General features: G+C 57.4%; 21 protein-coding genes. 8 read left to right on the top strand and 13 right to left on the bottom strand.

Translation table 11 applies throughout. The features are described 5' to 3' along the window. Nucleotides 1–38: 38 nt before the first annotated feature. From TRM7615_RS14965 to TRM7615_RS14955, 3 genes are all read right to left on the bottom strand, one after another. Entirely contained in the window at nt 39–920 is an 882-nt protein-coding gene (locus TRM7615_RS14965; RefSeq protein ID WP_108788926.1) for an acyl-homoserine-lactone synthase, read from the bottom strand. 97 nt (nt 921–1017) lie between these two features. Then, complete coding sequence (locus tag TRM7615_RS14960) at nt 1018–1719, bottom strand: LuxR family transcriptional regulator (protein ID WP_108788924.1); 702 nt, start codon at nt 1717–1719, stop codon at nt 1018–1020. Nucleotides 1720–1755: 36 nt separating this feature from the next. Next, nucleotides 1756–2166: a helix-turn-helix domain-containing protein gene (locus TRM7615_RS14955; protein WP_108788922.1), complete on the bottom strand. Its 411-nt coding sequence runs from the start codon at nt 2164–2166 to the stop codon at nt 1756–1758. Between the two features lie 365 nt (nt 2167–2531). On the opposite strand from TRM7615_RS14955, the gene aqpZ reads away from it, so the two are divergent. After that, nucleotides 2532–3221, top strand: a complete 690-nt coding sequence (gene aqpZ, locus TRM7615_RS14950) for an aquaporin Z (protein ID WP_108789115.1) — start codon at nt 2532–2534, stop codon at nt 3219–3221. A gap of 50 nt (nt 3222–3271) precedes the next feature. On the opposite strand, the gene TRM7615_RS14945 is transcribed toward aqpZ, so the two are convergent. The 9 genes from TRM7615_RS14945 to TRM7615_RS14905 all read right to left on the bottom strand — a co-directional run bounded on the left by TRM7615_RS14945 (nt 3272) and on the right by TRM7615_RS14905 (nt 7579). Further along, the gene (locus tag TRM7615_RS14945) at nt 3272–3751 is read right to left on the bottom strand and encodes a lytic transglycosylase domain-containing protein (protein ID WP_108788920.1); all 480 of its coding nucleotides are present in this window, start codon (nt 3749–3751) and stop codon (nt 3272–3274) included. 96 nt (nt 3752–3847) lie between these two features. After that, nucleotides 3848–4399: a CIA30 family protein gene (locus tag TRM7615_RS14940; RefSeq protein ID WP_235824099.1), complete on the bottom strand. Its 552-nt coding sequence runs from the start codon at nt 4397–4399 to the stop codon at nt 3848–3850. Between the two features lie 8 nt (nt 4400–4407). Then, a complete protein-coding gene (locus TRM7615_RS14935; protein ID WP_108788916.1) occupies nt 4408–4890 on the bottom strand; it encodes a TspO/MBR family protein in 483 nt (160 codons plus the stop codon). Between the two features lie 15 nt (nt 4891–4905). Beyond that, nucleotides 4906–5424: an aggregation factor core gene (locus TRM7615_RS14930; RefSeq protein ID WP_108788914.1), complete on the bottom strand. Its 519-nt coding sequence runs from the start codon at nt 5422–5424 to the stop codon at nt 4906–4908. 147 nt (nt 5425–5571) lie between these two features. Further along, on the bottom strand, nt 5572–6192 hold the full coding sequence (gene rplI / locus TRM7615_RS14925; RefSeq protein WP_108788912.1) for a 50S ribosomal protein L9: 621 nt from the start codon (nt 6190–6192) through the stop codon (nt 5572–5574). Nucleotides 6193–6204: 12 nt separating this feature from the next. After that, complete coding sequence (gene rpsR / locus TRM7615_RS14920) at nt 6205–6432, bottom strand: 30S ribosomal protein S18 (protein WP_005852865.1); 228 nt, start codon at nt 6430–6432, stop codon at nt 6205–6207. A gap of 28 nt (nt 6433–6460) precedes the next feature. Then, the gene (rpsF, locus tag TRM7615_RS14915) at nt 6461–6814 is read right to left on the bottom strand and encodes a 30S ribosomal protein S6 (protein WP_108788910.1); all 354 of its coding nucleotides are present in this window, start codon (nt 6812–6814) and stop codon (nt 6461–6463) included. A gap of 218 nt (nt 6815–7032) precedes the next feature. Further along, nucleotides 7033–7251: a GDCCVxC domain-containing (seleno)protein gene (locus TRM7615_RS25940; protein WP_108789112.1), complete on the bottom strand. Its 219-nt coding sequence runs from the start codon at nt 7249–7251 to the stop codon at nt 7033–7035. Between the two features lie 4 nt (nt 7252–7255). Then, on the bottom strand, nt 7256–7579 hold the full coding sequence (locus TRM7615_RS14905) for a hypothetical protein (protein ID WP_108788908.1): 324 nt from the start codon (nt 7577–7579) through the stop codon (nt 7256–7258). A gap of 89 nt (nt 7580–7668) precedes the next feature. Between TRM7615_RS14905 and TRM7615_RS14900 the strand changes: the two genes are divergently transcribed. From TRM7615_RS14900 to TRM7615_RS14890, 3 genes are all read left to right on the top strand, one after another. Continuing rightward, a complete protein-coding gene (locus tag TRM7615_RS14900) occupies nt 7669–8058 on the top strand; it encodes a MerR family transcriptional regulator (RefSeq protein WP_108788906.1) in 390 nt (129 codons plus the stop codon). A 233-nt stretch (nt 8059–8291) separates the two neighbouring features. Continuing rightward, nucleotides 8292–8810: a hypothetical protein gene (locus TRM7615_RS14895; protein WP_108788904.1), complete on the top strand. Its 519-nt coding sequence runs from the start codon at nt 8292–8294 to the stop codon at nt 8808–8810. Nucleotides 8811–8959: 149 nt separating this feature from the next. Further along, nucleotides 8960–9532 carry a YceI family protein gene (locus tag TRM7615_RS14890; protein WP_108788902.1) on the top strand — a complete coding sequence of 191 codons (573 nt, stop codon included), beginning with the start codon at nt 8960–8962 and terminating at the stop codon, nt 9530–9532. A gap of 70 nt (nt 9533–9602) precedes the next feature. On the opposite strand, the gene TRM7615_RS14885 is transcribed toward TRM7615_RS14890, so the two are convergent. Further along, nucleotides 9603–10826 (bottom strand): cytochrome b/b6 domain-containing protein, encoded by a 1224-nt coding sequence (locus tag TRM7615_RS14885; protein WP_108788900.1) that lies wholly within the window; start codon nt 10824–10826, stop codon nt 9603–9605. Nucleotides 10827–11011: 185 nt separating this feature from the next. Here TRM7615_RS14885 and fabD point away from each other — a divergent pair, with 185 nt between their 5' ends. The 4 genes from fabD (at nt 11012) to TRM7615_RS14865 (ending at nt 13878) form a co-directional block, all read left to right on the top strand. Continuing rightward, nucleotides 11012–11950 (top strand): ACP S-malonyltransferase, encoded by a 939-nt coding sequence (gene fabD, locus TRM7615_RS14880; protein ID WP_108788898.1) that lies wholly within the window; start codon nt 11012–11014, stop codon nt 11948–11950. A 64-nt stretch (nt 11951–12014) separates the two neighbouring features. Then, entirely contained in the window at nt 12015–12752 is a 738-nt protein-coding gene (fabG, locus tag TRM7615_RS14875; protein WP_108788896.1) for a 3-oxoacyl-[acyl-carrier-protein] reductase, read from the top strand. A gap of 212 nt (nt 12753–12964) precedes the next feature. Continuing rightward, nucleotides 12965–13198, top strand: a complete 234-nt coding sequence (locus TRM7615_RS14870) for an acyl carrier protein (RefSeq protein WP_108788894.1) — start codon at nt 12965–12967, stop codon at nt 13196–13198. Between the two features lie 140 nt (nt 13199–13338). Then, nucleotides 13339–13878 (top strand): GNAT family N-acetyltransferase, encoded by a 540-nt coding sequence (locus TRM7615_RS14865; protein WP_108788892.1) that lies wholly within the window; start codon nt 13339–13341, stop codon nt 13876–13878. Nucleotides 13879–13993 lie beyond the last annotated feature (115 nt).

Below are 13993 nucleotides of genomic sequence, written 5' to 3'. Positions count from 1 at the left end.
TGAGGAGAGCATTATTGTCAGGCCCGTCTGGGCCAGGATCATGCTTCGTTTGCGAGGGCCCAGGGGGTCTGACGCAAGGTTCGACGCTGCTCGGGCGAAAAGCTGTCGCTGAGTGCCTCGATCAGTTCAAGGACCGATTTGACCTCATCTTCGGTCTTGGCCGCGCGCATCTGCTCGACAAAGTACTTTTCAAGCGAGCTGAGCGGCTTGTGGTCACGGTTGGCGGGAGTGCTGTTCGTCGCGGTATCCAATGGCATTTTTTCGGTGCTCTTTGAGTGGATTAAAAGTTTCAGTGCCTCTTCCTCAGTGAGGAAAACGTCATGTTCGATGCCTGCAAATTCACGAACATTGTTGATTCGCTCTTCGGTGCAGTCGAGCAGGGCGGCGAGCGCAGGTACCTTGCCCATTGGAACGGTCTTGCCAACATAGCCATAGGGCGCGTTGTTGGACCGTTTGAGGACGCGGTCCATGACCGGATCCATGACTGTGACGATGTCCTGGATGCCTGAACGCCGGGCGAACTCCAACGAGCCGATCATCAGTTCGCATGTGGCGTACGAAACCGAATTTCGGTCTTTGCCCCGCGTCAGGCGCTGCGTGTCGACACAAAAGCGGGTGGATTCCCACATGGTTGCGCTGCGCAACGGTGCCTCGCCGTCCAGAATGGCGTGAAACACATCCGACAGCATATGTGGCCCGGTCGTTTGCAGCGCCCGAACTGCCGAGATGACGTTGCCGTCATCATCCAAACCTACAACATAGGCCGGATCCAGTTTGTCGAAGTTGTCTATTTCCTTGCCGTCTTCGATCGTCACGTCCCATCCCAGACGTCCACCAAAGACCCTACCGCGAAGACGAAACATGTCCTCAAGAACAGAACTGAACAGGTGCTTGTTAAGAGCATCAATCACAACAATCATCTTTTCCCCCATCAAGTGGTTAACGGTAAACCAATCGTTACCTATCTGGTCCGGGGGGACCATTGGGGGATTCCCGTAGTCTGGCGGAGATGACGATTTAGCCGGGGAAGATGAGGCCCAGCCCAATGGCGCGTCCTACGGCTTGGGCTGTGGTCAGGGCATACAACTTTTCGCGGCTTGAACGCAAATGAACTTCGACGGTGCGATGGGAAATCGACAAAATATCGCCGATATCCTGTTGTGACTTGCCCGCAGCCACCCATTGCAGGATCTCAACCTCGCGTTTTGAAAGCGATGGATGCAGCAAAACACGGGTGAGGGCATCCGAGCTCATGACAGAATCATGAATGTGGACGGCCATGGATTGCAAATCGCTGATCACGTGGCTGACCAATTTGCTCCATTCGGTCTTGCTGCAATCGCGGGTGACGCTCAGCAAGCCGACATCGCCGTAAGGCCCACGTACAGGTATCGTCAGACCTTGATCACCAATGCCAAAATCATTGGCGTCGCGGAACACCTTGCGGAACTGGTCGCTGCGCTCGAGCCTGCTCCAATCCACGGGGGCGATGCTGCGCTGAGGCATATGCAAGGTCGGATCAATGAGCTGAAAATTATGCTCGGTGTAGTGCGCCTTCCAGGCATCATCATAGGTCACGTGACCGTGAATTGTTCCGCTGACCGGGTTGATTCCGGCATAGGCCACATTGTCCAGTTCAAATTTCTCGCGCACCTGATCGAGAAAGCCACTGTAGTGACTTTCTGTTTTTGGCAGCGCGCCAAGATCCACAATATCCATTTTAGACATCAGCCTGGACCGTTAAGGTGCCGGTACCTAACCTTCGACGTCTAATTTGGACAGAGACGGATGGGAGGGGGCCGACATGTTCTTGATTATGGTAAGAACAGCATGCTTTTGCTCGGCTGACAAGTCCGTAAAGAGGTCAACCAGCTCCTGTGTTGCCTGTTCGTCTCTGGGTTGATTGAGCCGCCTAGGGGGGGCGAATTGCTTGCAATGCGGCACTGAATCCAATGACTGTTCTTCGAAAAAATGGCTGATGTGAAGGTCGAGCGCTTCGGCGATCATCCACAGACGCGACGCGCTGACACGGTTCACACCGGATTCATATTTTTGAACCTGTTGAAAGCGCACCCCGATGGCGCGACCAAGTTCCACCTGGCTTTTTCCCAATGATATCCGCCGCGCGCGGATTTTTGAGCCGACTAGGCTGTCTATCGAATTCATGCGTTGATCACCCGTAACTCACCAGAGATCACACGCAGTAAGGTCGCCGCCTGAACCGGAGGCGTTGTTCCGTGATCACTGGATGCACATCTGTTCTGAAACAGTGCCCGACCTGAGTGTGTCAGGCAACACTAATTCCTCCCTGGGTTGAAAATTTCGTTGGGTAACAAACGGCTTTCTTGAAAAGATTGAAAAAAAGGTCCTAGATACATGTGTTTGACGTGAAAGTTAACGTGGGCATGCGACTTTGAGCTAGCCACGAAAGACGCTCTGCTCGCGAAGTTTTCGAGCCGAGCAACAAGACAAGAAGGACAACAGGGACAAGGGCAGCCGACAGGCGCCCGCAGTGAATTGGAGTGCGCGACATGATGAACAAACTTATGGCGGAATTCGTCGGAACCTTTTGGCTGGTGCTGGGCGGCTGTGGCAGCGCCGTTTTGGCCGCAGGCGTTGCAGACGTGGGGATCGGGTGGCTTGGGGTTTCCTTAGCCTTTGGTCTGACTGTTCTTACGATGGCCTTCGCGGTTGGACATATCTCGGGTGGACATTTCAACCCCGCGGTAACACTTGGCCTGGTCATCGGCGGGCGGCACGATGCCAAAGAGCTGTTGCCGTATTGGGTGGCTCAGGTCGTTGGTGCCATCGTCGCCGCAGTTGTTCTGTACATCATCGTTTCCGGGCAGAGCGGGTTCGAAGGCGTCGGGGGCTTTGCCTCGAACGGCTATGGCGAGGCGTCGCCGCAGGGCTATGCGATGGTCTCCGGCTTCGTGACCGAGGTGGTCATGACGGCGGTCTTCCTGATCATCATCCTGGGCGCCACGTCCAAGGGTGCGCCTGCGGGTTTCGCCCCGATCGCGATTGGTCTTGGCCTGACGCTGATCCACCTGATCTCGATCCCCGTCACAAACACATCCGTGAACCCTGCGCGATCGACCGGCGTGGCGCTCTTTGCCGACGGTCCGGCCATGGCGCAGCTTTGGATGTTCTGGGTTGCTCCGCTGATTGGTGCAGCCTTGGGCGCCATTATCTGGAAGGTCCTGTCGTCGGACGACTGAACCGCGATACAAACAGACTGCTCGCCCCCAGAAAAGGGGCGGGCAGGTGATCACCCCTTGGGCTTGACCAAGCCCGTTTCGACCAGCATCCCACGGCGCTTGGCCTCGTAGTAATAGCCGGTCGCATAAAGTCGGATGGCCCGCGATTGATCACCATCTGCCAGCAGCCAAGCGCCCCTGAGATATTTCAACGCAAACTCCAGATTGGTGTCCGCGTCCAGCAGATCCTTAGGCTGACCCTTGAAGCCCATGGACCGCGCCGTGGCAGGCAGGATCTGTAGCAGGCCGTAGTAGGGCCGGTTTACAGCCCACGGGCGGTGCGTGCTTTCCCGGATGGCCAGCTTGTGCACCATCTCGCGCGGCAAATCATAGTGATCTGCCCACTTGTTGATCGACGCGCGCAACTCAGGCGTTTCATTTGGGTAGAGCGGCGGGTCAAAAACGGGTGGCGTGGGCTCTTCCCGGCTGCAAGCAGCCGACGCGAACCCCAAGGCCAAAACAAGGGCAGATCGGCGTGTCAAGTGTCTCATGAATGTCTCCGCTCGGTCATGAGTTCACCCTATCCGACCTGAATGAAGGCGGAAACTTGAATGCAATCTATGTGCCAAAAGTCGCCGAGACGGGTGTCAGTAGAAGGCGATCTCGCTGACATCAACCTGCGCGCTGTGATCGCGCCCATAGGCGACGATGCCAACCGATGTGAGCGCCTCGGACCTGACGGTCTTGCGCAGCAGTCGGCCTGAGCGTTCAAACGCGGCAAACGGGATGCGGATTTCACGCCACTCGCCGGAGGTTTCAAAACGGGCTTGGTAGTATTGCCAGGGCAGGCGGGTTCCTGTGGTCCGTAGGTGCACGAAATAGGTCTGGCCATTACCTCGAACTCGCAAGCGCAGACCTTGCGCATCAGCGTCAGCCGCATCGGGTAGGGCGCGCCGGAATTGGATGAAGCCGCCGTTGTTTTCGGTGCTGACTGTGCCCTCAAGTCGGGCAAAGGTGGTTTGGCCCTCTCGTATGAACTGAACATTGCCGGTGGACACGCCACCCATCACCGTATCCGCCACATAGCTCCAGCGGGTTTCGGGTGCAGTTTCAAAGGTTTCAAACGGTTCGGCGGTGGCCATCACTCCTCCAAGCAACAGAGTTTGGGTCGCAGTCAGGATAAGTGCTTTGGTCCACATGGGTGCCCTCATGGGTTCAAGATGAAAATTGACAGGTTCAAGAGCGAGGCAAAGGACACCCAGGCAAGGTATGGGAGAAGTGCCAGTGCCGAGGGGCGGTCTTGGCTCCAGCAGGTGCGCAACAGCATCACAAGGGTCACCAGAAGGCCCAAGATAACCAGCAGCGCCAAGTCAGGACGTTGAAGCGAAAAGAACACCGGCGACCAGAAAAAGTTCAGCGCCAACTGCCCCCACCACAGGCGCATGCGCCGTGATGAAAGACCTGCCGCATAGGCGCGCCATCCCATCATGGCGATAAGAACGTACAGCACGGTCCAAACCGGAGCAAAGAGCCAGCCTGGTGGGTTGAACCAAGGCTTGTTGAGAGCCGCGTACCAATCCCCCGGAGCGGTGACCGCGCCGATGGTCAGACCGCCGCCGATAACAAGGGCAAGAAAGACGGCCCGCGCGGGCCAAGTTATGCGTGCAGGATCGAGTTTCGCAGTGGGCATGTTGACCAACCTGTGTCAGCAGCTGGATGTTGGCAACTCGGCTCGCGCCGAAACGTTGAACGTTGTCGCCCTTACCTCAGCGCCTTGGGTAATGGATACTGTTGCGCCTTCGATTTCTGATCCGGTCACAGTAATTTGTCGGGTGCCAATTGTGTCATCGACATCGATGGTGAACCCGATGGCCGCGCCCGGTTCTAGTCGGTCAACGGCCAGATCCAGAGTGTCTTGACCGTCTACGACCGCGGGCACGCTTGCCAAAGCCTCTTGTCCCTCGACCAGCACGAAGGGTTGAAACACCTCGACGCCCGCTCCAGTGCTTGTGACGTCAAAGATCAACGCCCCTTGGGACGATGACAAATCAAGGCGCAGCATGGCTCCGGTGATGTCGCAACCGCCTGTGTTTTCTATCTGGAACCGGTCTTTTGGCGCGCCTTCGATAAAGCGGATACTCAGACCCGCTTGGGCCGTTGGGGCTTGGAGTAGCGCGCAAACACTTGCGGCGAGGATAAGCGAAATGGAACGTGGTTCGGGCATTTAAACCTCCTTGGGTGATCTGGACCGGTCATTATTGGATACGGACCAAGACACGAGAAGGATCAGTTTTGCTTTTTGAACATGGCCACCACGAAAAAAGCCGCGCAGTGAGCTGCGCGGCTTTTATTGTTCATTGATGAAGACACCTTAGGCGGTGGTGTCGTCCTCGGCCGGTGCTTCTTCGGCGGGGGCCAGATCATCATCTTCGGAGGCAGCCGAACCGATATCGTCGAACAGCTCGGCGATTTCGAATTCTGCGGCTGCTTCTTCTTCAGCGGCCAGTTCCTGGATCGACTTGCCCGATGCCTGCAGTTCGGCTTCTTCTTCCGAACGAGCAACGTTCATGTTGATCGTAACTTCAACTTCGGGGTGCAGTTTCACGGCGACGGCGTGCAGACCCAGGTCCTTGATCGGAGCGATCAGGGCGATCTGTTTCTTGTCGACGGTGAAGCCTGCCTCGGTTGCGGCGTCTGCGGCGTCACGCGGGGTGACCGAACCGTAGAGGGCACCAGCGTCCGATGCCGAGCGAATCACGATGAACTGCTGGCCGTCCAGCTTTTCAGCCAGTGCTTCAGCTTCTTTCTTGGTTTCCAGGTTGCGTGCTTCCAGCTGCGCTTTCTGGGCCTCGAACGACGCGATGTTGGCGTCCGATGCGCTCAGGGCTTTGCCCTGGGGCAGCAGGAAGTTGCGGGCGTAACCAGGGCGGACGTCAACGACGTCGCCCATTTGACCCAGTTTCGCAACGCGTTCGAGAAGGATAACTTGCATGTCAGTCTCTCCTTACTTCACGGCGTAGGGCAGCAGGGCGAGGAAGCGGGCGCGCTTGATAGCACGGGCCAGTTCACGCTGCTTTTTCGCCGATACGGCGGTGATACGGCTGGGGACAATCTTGCCGCGCTCAGAGATGTAGCGCTGCAGCAGACGAGTGTCCTTGTAGTCGATTGCCGGTGCATTGTCGCCCGAGAAGGGGCAGACCTTACGACGGCGGAAAAATGGTTTTGCGGCCATGGTTTAGTGTCCTTTTCTCAAGCTAAGATCAGCGGCGCTCGCGGCGACCTTCGCGCTCGTCGCGCTTCTGCATCTGGACCGAGGGGCCCTCTTTGTGCTCGTCGACCTTGATGGTCAAAACGCGCATCACGTCGTCATGCAGGCGCATCAGGCGTTCCATTTCCTGAACGGCCGGAGCAGGTGCGTCCGAACGCAGGAAGGCATAGTGGCCCTTGCGGTTCTTGTTGATCTTGTAGGCCATCGTCTTGACGCCCCAGTACTCGCTGTCGACCAGGTTACCACCATTGTCGGACAGAACGGCACCAAAGTGTTCGATGAGACCTTCGGCTTGCGTGTTGGACAGGTCCTGACGCGCAATCATTACATGCTCATACAGCGGCATGTGAACTCCTGTTTCTATCAAGGCGCATTTCAAAGGCGGGGCCAGTTTCCTTTCACGACCCTGCCACGAGAGGCTGCGCGGTTATCCGTTTTGTGAAAGGATGGCCCCATATACACGGCTGTGCGCTGTGGGCAAGGGGGGATTGTAGCGGTTCATATGCTGAACAAAGAACCGCTTCTGTGGCCACGGCGGCTTGGCGGTCAAAGCCATCATTCTTTTCATCCGCAACAGCTATCGCCCAGCTGGATTGGTGGGCACGGAACGGTGGCATACGAGCAGTAGACGCAGCAGTCGCCTTGCAAGGGTTTCAGTACCGTTTTGCATGACTTGCATTCATAGAACCATTGGCACGCATCTGTCGGCATGGTTTCCGTTTCACTGTGACCGCATTTTGGGCAGGTCAATGTACTTTCAAGCACCACTGTTTGATCTGTCATCATCTCACATCTGCATAATCAAGTAATCGTTGATCCGAGCTTCGTTGAAAAAAACGATCCAAGCGAATCCGGTGATCGCGGTTGTTCCGCAAAGCCACCATTTCAACTTTAGCAGCGATCTGCGCCGATAGGATACCAGCCATGAGGCCATTACCAAAACCGTCGATATCGCCAGCACATAAAGGCTCGCTGACGCAATCTTTCCAAAGATTGCCAGCCAACTGCCGCCCAGTCCAAAGACCATCATCGTCATTGGCAGCACACAGCAAGTCGCAACACCAAACGCTGAAAGCGACGCAAGATAGCTGAGGTTAATATATTTCTGCATTGTGTTTCCCTGACCGAACGGAGTTGTCCCTGCAACGCCCCCTCGTATAACTTCTGTAGTGACTACAGGAGCAAGTCGGGAAAGTTCACATGATTGCGATTGGCGAAGCATCGCGCCGAAGCGGCGTCGGCATTGAAGCGATCCGCTACTACGAACGCGAAGGCATTGTGCCGAAACCTGAAAGGGCATCGAACAATCGACGACTGTATTCAGAACATGATGTTGGACGGCTTCGGTTCTTAAAGAAGTGCCGCGACCTAGGGTTTCCGCTTGCCGACGCAAAAACGCTCTTAAACCTGTCTGAGTGCGACAGAGAAGATTGCCGATCCGTCAAGGAACTTGCCGAAATTCATATCACCAATATCCGTGCAAAGATCGACGAACTGGGCCGCTTGGAAGCAGCGTTGAGCGAGCTTACGGTCAATTGTGACAGCGGAAATGTTTCCTGCCCATTGCTCTCCCAACTGCGCATTTCCTAGAAAAGCTTGGCCTCTGAACTGTGGTCGAATTTGGTTTGAACGCTGAGGGTCAATAAAATCCGTGCCGAACCACTCGCCACCAATCCCCTGGAAGACATGCCTATGTAATACCCCCGCATTGCCCCATTTGGCCGTGTATTTGCCCCAATCCCGTCATCTTGTTTACCCATGGTTAACCAAAGCAGGCGGGATTGGCCCGTCTCAGGAGCATAGTGCGACAGGACACGACAGACATGACTGCGGTTCAACAGCAAGTACTTCAACAGCCTTTGGCGATGCCCTCGTTTGAGGAAACCGTCCCCTTGATGATCACCTTTGCACCCAACTGGCCCATTCGGACCGTGATCTTCCGTATCTTCGGAACCGCGATGATCCTTGGGTCGGCAGGCATGTGGGTCATGCCCGGTACGTCCGTTGATCCAGACCTGATCGTGATGAAGCTGGGATTGTCGTTCTTTCTGCTGCTTTGTGGCATGGTTCTGCTGATGATGCATCATGTGGACAATCAGCCTGACGCCTATTTCGACCCGATCCGCCGCGAGGTGCGCGTTCTGCAAAAGAACAACCGTGGCCGTCCGCAAACAGTCCTGCGCCGCAGCTATGAAAGCCTGGGCAGCGTCAAGTTCCACGAGCGCCAGATGGACCTCTATGATGTCGATGGCTCTATCCTGATGAGATTGCCGCTGGCCTCGACAGAGGTGCGTCAGGCTCTGCGCACGCAACTGAGCGGTATGGTGAATATCGCCAGCTGAATTTGGCCCAGATCACGGGTTGTTCATCTGGGAACAGACTCTGTTGGATAATTGAGACTTGTATGCCGCCCTTGGGCGGCACATCTCTTTTCACGTGGTCGTGAAGCGGCCGCTTGATTTTTGCGTATTCAATGCATGGAGCCTTTCCAATGAAAACCACCCTGCTGGCCGCCGCCTTGGCAACTGCTGCAACCGCGGGCCTTGCGGCCCCTGAGAAGTATGTACTGGACTCCAGCCACAGCCAGATCCTGTTCGACTACAACCACCTTGGGTTCTCGACCACCTACGGCATGTTCTCGGGGTTCGAAGGCGAGATCATGTTCGATCAGGAAGATCCGGTAAACTCTTCAGTTTCGGTGTCGATGCCCGTGATGTCGATGTTCACCGGCTGGGAACAGCGTGACGGCCATTTCATGTCCGAAGATTTCTTTGGCGCCAAAGAGGGTGATCTGGTGACTTTCACGTCAACCGGTATCGAAGTAACCGGCGATGGCACGGCCAAGATCACCGGTGATCTGACCCTGAACGACGTGACCAAGCCGGTTGTTCTGGACGCGAAGCTGAACCAGGTTGGTGAGCACCCGATGGCAGGCAAGCCCTGGGCCGGTTTTGATGCCACCACCACGTTGGTTCGGTCCGACTTCAACTTGGGCAAATTCGCGCCCTTCGTCGGTGATGAAGTAAACCTGAAGATTTCGATCGAAGCGATGAAGGCTGACTAAGCGCCTCTCGTCAGAAACAAGAAAGGGCCGCCAGAGAGGATCTGGCGGCCCTTTTCTTTTGTGCCGGTGGTTACTGACCGCGTGTTGCGGTCAGGTTGATGTCCACGTCTACGCCAAATCCAAGCGATCCTTCGTCTGGCATGTGAGCGCCCACAGCAAAATCCAGGCGATTGAGCTGCAGCGTGCCCGTCATGGTGGCGGAGTTGTCCTGCAGGTCGAGCGCAAAGGGCAGGGTGATCGGCACCGATTGATCCCGGATGGTGAGCGGGCCGGTTGCCTCGTACCCGGTTTCGGTCTTGGTGATCTCACCTTTGAACGTTGCGGTGGGGAAGGCCTCGGCGTTGAAAAAGTCCGCGCCCATGGCCTGATCTGTGACCGACCCCAATGTCAGCGAACCGATCGCGATCGTGACATCGACCGTACCGGCCGGTCCTGGTGTGCTGGGTTCGTCAAAGGTGATGGCGGCGGTCCAGTCAGCGAAGGCACCCGACACGGGGCTGCCGAATTGTTGCACCGTGATGGCCAGAATTCCCTCAGTCACTTGCCAGTCGGATTGCACGGCCTCAAGCTCGGCCACTTCGGCCTGGTCTGTTGTATGGGAATAGGCACCGATCATGGACCCACCCAGCAAAGCACCGCCCCACAGGATCAGGGCGCATAGGAGCGGCAGGAGTGAGTGTTTCTGTGCGGGCGGCTGTGGCAGGTCTGCTGAACCGGGCAGCATCCGGCGCAGGGTCATGTCGCGGTCGATCACGTGGTGCTTGGCCGCGCCTGCGATATGCAGAACCAGGGCCACAATCAGAACCCATTGCAGGACATAGTGCAGCCCGGCAAACAGCTCGGCGACATGGCTGTCCTTGGGCACAAACGGCAGGTTCTGACCAAAGGGCCACCAGATCGGTGCAAAGCCTGTGGTGGCGGCATGGTGAATCCAGCCGGTGAGCGGAACGAGGACCAGCGAACCATAAAGCAGCCAGTGCACGGTTTCTGCAGCCAACGCCTCAAGTTTGTGGTCGGCGTTCAGAAGACCGGGTTTCGGCTGCGTCAGCGCCCAGAGGATGCGCAGGAGCGCCACGAAGAAGACAGTGACACCCACGGTCTTGTGTAGTGAGAAAAGAAGCGCTGCACGTGCCACATCCGCATCAGTGCTGGGGATGGCGGGATCAATGACTGCTTCGGCCAGGTTGTCGGCGATCAGGCCAAGGGGCAGGGCCGTCAGGATCAGCAGTGCGGTGAGCCAGTGAAACGTCTTGGCCACACCTCCGTAGCTTTGGAAGGAGTTGGAGAGGGACATGGGGGAGTGCTCCTGTGTAATCCTTGTGGCCACCCTACTTGTGATGACGCGGCGTACAATATGCAATGCTGCACAGATGCGGTGCTTGTGTGCAGGCCGCAGGCGTTCTTGTGCATTTGCTTGTGCGGCCGGGCTTGGCAGTCTAAACCGTGCGTCAACTTTGGACAGTTCAGGACAAGATCGCGATGACCACAGCTTTTGTTTTCCCCGGTCAGGGGGCCCAGACCACCGGCATGGGCAAGGCCCTGGCCGAGGCCTATCCTGCAGCGCAGGCCATCTTTGATGAGGTGGATGAGGCGCTTGGGGAAAAGCTGAGCGCGCTGATCTGGGAAGGCGACATTGCCGAACTGACGCTGACGCAGAACGCGCAGCCCGCGCTGATGGCCACATCCATGGCGGCAATGCGCGCGCTGGAGGCCGAGGGTGTCACAATAAGTGCCGCGTCCTTTGTGGCCGGTCACTCGCTGGGTGAATATTCGGCGCTGGCGGCGGCTGGTGCGATTTCGGTCGCGGACACCGCACGTTTGTTGCGCACCCGTGGACTGGCGATGCAAAGCGCTGTGCCAGTGGGTGAGGGTGCGATGGCTGCAATTCTGGGGCTCGACCTGGAAGCTGTGCGCGCTGTTGCAGAAGAAGCCGCACAGGGCGAGGTCTGTCAGGCCGCCAACGACAACGACCCGACGCAGGTTGTGGTTTCAGGCGCCAAGGCCGCGGTTGAACGCGCCGCTGAGATCGCCAAGGAAAAAGGTGCCAAGCGCGCCGTGATGCTGCCGGTGAGCGCGCCGTTCCATTGTGCCCTGATGCAGCCTGCGGCGGATGCGATGGCCGAAGCCTTGGCAGGTGTCACCATCAACGCGCCCGCCGTGCCGGTGATCGCCAACGTGCTGGCCGAGGCCGTGACTGACCCGGACACCATTCGTCAGTTGCTGGTCGAACAGGTCACAGGTTCGGTCCGCTGGCGCGAAAGCGTGCAGTACATGGCTACCCAAGGCGTGACCGAGGCGTGGGAGATTGGCGCAGGCAAGGCCTTGTCTGGCATGATCCGCAAAATTGACCGTTCGATCGCTTCGAAAGCGGTTGGAACACCCGAAGATGTGCAAAAGGTCGTTCAAAACGACTCTTGAATGTTTGCAATATTCACACCCCTGGGGGCATGGTTAACGCCGGGGGTGCAGGAAGGATATGACTATGTTTGATTTGACCGGAAAGAACGCCCTGATCACCGGGGCGTCTGGTGGCATTGGTGGCGAGATTGCCCGTGTCCTGCATGGCGCCGGCGCAACCGTGGGCCTGTCGGGCACACGGGTTGAGCCGCTGCAGGCACTGGCCGATGAGTTGGGCGAGCGCGCGCATGTGCTGCCATGCAACCTGAGCGATGCCGAAGCGGTTTCGGCGCTGCCGAAACAGGCGGTCGAGGCGATGGGTTCGGTTGATATTCTGGTGAACAATGCCGGCATCACGCGCGATAATCTGTTCATGCGGATGTCGGATGACGAATGGCAGAGCGTCATTGACGTCAACCTGAGCGCCACAATGCGTCTGTGCCGTGGCGTCATGCGTCCCATGATGAAGGCGCGTTGGGGACGGATCGTGAATATTTCTTCGGTTGTGGGAGCGATCGGCAACCCGGGCCAGGTGAACTATGCAGCGTCCAAGGCGGGCATGGTTGGTATGGCCAAATCCATCGCGCACGAAGTTGCCAGCCGGGGAATCACAGTTAACACCGTGGCACCTGGTTTCATCACCACCGCCATGACCGATAAGCTGACCGACGATCAAAAAGCGGGCCTTTTGACCAAGGTTCCGGCCGGTCGCATGGGTGAGGCAAGTGAAATTGCGGCTGCTGTTTTGTACCTTGCCAGCCCGGAAGCGGCTTATGTCACAGGCTCGACCTTGCATGTGAACGGCGGTATGGCCATGTTGTAAGCGCAACGCAGGGGCAAACGGCGAAATCGTTTGCCTCTGCGTCCGTCTATGCTATAGGCGGCGCATCTTTGATGGGGACGGGCGATGGGGTCTGTTTCCGCAGTTGCCCGGAACCCCGGGACCTTAACCGCCCGCACCGGGCAAAACCAAGCCACCCCGAGCGGGCAAGGGCAGAACCGGGCACATGTGCCCTGAATGAATGAGGAATTGACATGAGCGACGTCGCAGATCGCGTGAAGAAGATCGTTGTAGAGCACCTGGGTGTTGAAGAAGACAAAGTGACCGAGAGCGCCTCGTTCATCGACGATCTGGGCGCAGACAGCCTGGACACTGTCGAGCTGGTCATGGCGTTCGAAGAAGAGTTCGGCATCGAGATCCCCGATGACGCAGCCGAGACCATCCAGACCTTTGGCGACGCAGTCAAATTCATCACCGAAGCCTCCTAAGCTTCGTCGTGAGCAAAAAAAACGGCGCTTCCCCGGCGGGGAGGCGCCGTTTTTATTTGGGGTGGTTGAATTCGGCTTGCCCTGAGCCTGCGGGAAATGCACGGTGGTGGTGAGGCAGAACAACCAAGACCACACGCGCAATGAATCGCAATATTCCCATGATCAACACCGCCAGGGTGACCCTGAGCGGTATCAGGCCCGAGGATTTCGAACGGTTTGTCGAGATCTGGACCGATCCTGACGTCGTGCGCTTTATTGGTGGCGAGGCCAAGACGCGCGGCGAAGCCTGGGACGCATTCCTGCGAAATGCAGGACATTGGCAGATGACCGGGTTCGGGCAGTGGGCCATCGTCTTGCAAAGCACACGCAAGATGGTCGGACAGGCCGGTTTTTTCTTCAAGGATCGGGCCTTGGGCGAAGATTTTGACGTTTTCCCCGAGGCTGGATGGGTGCTGCTGCCCGAGGCACAAGGCCAGGGCATCGGCTATGAAGCGGTGCAGGCGGCGCATGATTGGTTCGACCGGGTGATTCCCGGTGTTCTGGTCGCAATGGTGGATACGCGCAACCAGCCGTCCGTGAAGCTGGCGCGCAAACTGGGGTATACCTCGTTGCGCACGGCCGAGTTCCTGGGGACCGAGGTTGAACTGTTTCGGCGAAACGGGCCCCCGTCGCGGTCTTGAAACTCCAATAGCTTCTGACGCCGCAAACAGAACGGACGATGCCGAAACTGGGGCATAGTCCGCAGTTTCTCCGCGGTATGGTACACTCGATTAGAGCGTGGCCACATTGAGCGGA

Origin of the sequence: Falsiruegeria mediterranea M17, assembly GCF_900302455.1 — a bacterium.
GTDB lineage: Bacteria > Pseudomonadota > Alphaproteobacteria > Rhodobacterales > Rhodobacteraceae > Falsiruegeria > Falsiruegeria mediterranea.
This window is presented reverse-complemented; position numbering and strand designations above follow the sequence as displayed.

Excerpts from the sequence above, each read along its gene's own strand:
- TRM7615_RS14965 (WP_108788926.1), bottom strand. The coding sequence starts at position 920 with ATGATTGTTGTGATTGATGCTCTTAACAAGCACCTGTTCAGTTCTGTT.
- TRM7615_RS14960 (WP_108788924.1), bottom strand. The coding sequence starts at position 1,719 with ATGGATATTGTGGATCTTGGCGCGCTGCCAAAAACAGAAAGTCACTAC.
- TRM7615_RS14955 (WP_108788922.1), bottom strand. The coding sequence starts at position 2,166 with ATGAATTCGATAGACAGCCTAGTCGGCTCAAAAATCCGCGCGCGGCGG.
- aqpZ (WP_108789115.1), top strand. The coding sequence starts at position 2,532 with ATGATGAACAAACTTATGGCGGAATTCGTCGGAACCTTTTGGCTGGTG.
- TRM7615_RS14945 (WP_108788920.1), bottom strand. The coding sequence starts at position 3,751 with ATGAGACACTTGACACGCCGATCTGCCCTTGTTTTGGCCTTGGGGTTC.
- TRM7615_RS14940 (WP_235824099.1), bottom strand. The coding sequence starts at position 4,399 with ATGTGGACCAAAGCACTTATCCTGACTGCGACCCAAACTCTGTTGCTT.
- TRM7615_RS14935 (WP_108788916.1), bottom strand. The coding sequence starts at position 4,890 with ATGCCCACTGCGAAACTCGATCCTGCACGCATAACTTGGCCCGCGCGG.
- TRM7615_RS14930 (WP_108788914.1), bottom strand. The coding sequence starts at position 5,424 with ATGCCCGAACCACGTTCCATTTCGCTTATCCTCGCCGCAAGTGTTTGC.
- rplI (WP_108788912.1), bottom strand. The coding sequence starts at position 6,192 with ATGCAAGTTATCCTTCTCGAACGCGTTGCGAAACTGGGTCAAATGGGC.
- rpsR (WP_005852865.1), bottom strand. The coding sequence starts at position 6,432 with ATGGCCGCAAAACCATTTTTCCGCCGTCGTAAGGTCTGCCCCTTCTCG.
- rpsF (WP_108788910.1), bottom strand. The coding sequence starts at position 6,814 with ATGCCGCTGTATGAGCATGTAATGATTGCGCGTCAGGACCTGTCCAAC.
- TRM7615_RS25940 (WP_108789112.1), bottom strand. The coding sequence starts at position 7,251 with ATGACAGATCAAACAGTGGTGCTTGAAAGTACATTGACCTGCCCAAAA.
- TRM7615_RS14905 (WP_108788908.1), bottom strand. The coding sequence starts at position 7,579 with ATGCAGAAATATATTAACCTCAGCTATCTTGCGTCGCTTTCAGCGTTT.
- TRM7615_RS14900 (WP_108788906.1), top strand. The coding sequence starts at position 7,669 with ATGATTGCGATTGGCGAAGCATCGCGCCGAAGCGGCGTCGGCATTGAA.
- TRM7615_RS14895 (WP_108788904.1), top strand. The coding sequence starts at position 8,292 with ATGACTGCGGTTCAACAGCAAGTACTTCAACAGCCTTTGGCGATGCCC.
- TRM7615_RS14890 (WP_108788902.1), top strand. The coding sequence starts at position 8,960 with ATGAAAACCACCCTGCTGGCCGCCGCCTTGGCAACTGCTGCAACCGCG.
- TRM7615_RS14885 (WP_108788900.1), bottom strand. The coding sequence starts at position 10,826 with ATGTCCCTCTCCAACTCCTTCCAAAGCTACGGAGGTGTGGCCAAGACG.
- fabD (WP_108788898.1), top strand. The coding sequence starts at position 11,012 with ATGACCACAGCTTTTGTTTTCCCCGGTCAGGGGGCCCAGACCACCGGC.
- fabG (WP_108788896.1), top strand. The coding sequence starts at position 12,015 with ATGTTTGATTTGACCGGAAAGAACGCCCTGATCACCGGGGCGTCTGGT.
- TRM7615_RS14870 (WP_108788894.1), top strand. The coding sequence starts at position 12,965 with ATGAGCGACGTCGCAGATCGCGTGAAGAAGATCGTTGTAGAGCACCTG.
- TRM7615_RS14865 (WP_108788892.1), top strand. The coding sequence starts at position 13,339 with ATGAATCGCAATATTCCCATGATCAACACCGCCAGGGTGACCCTGAGC.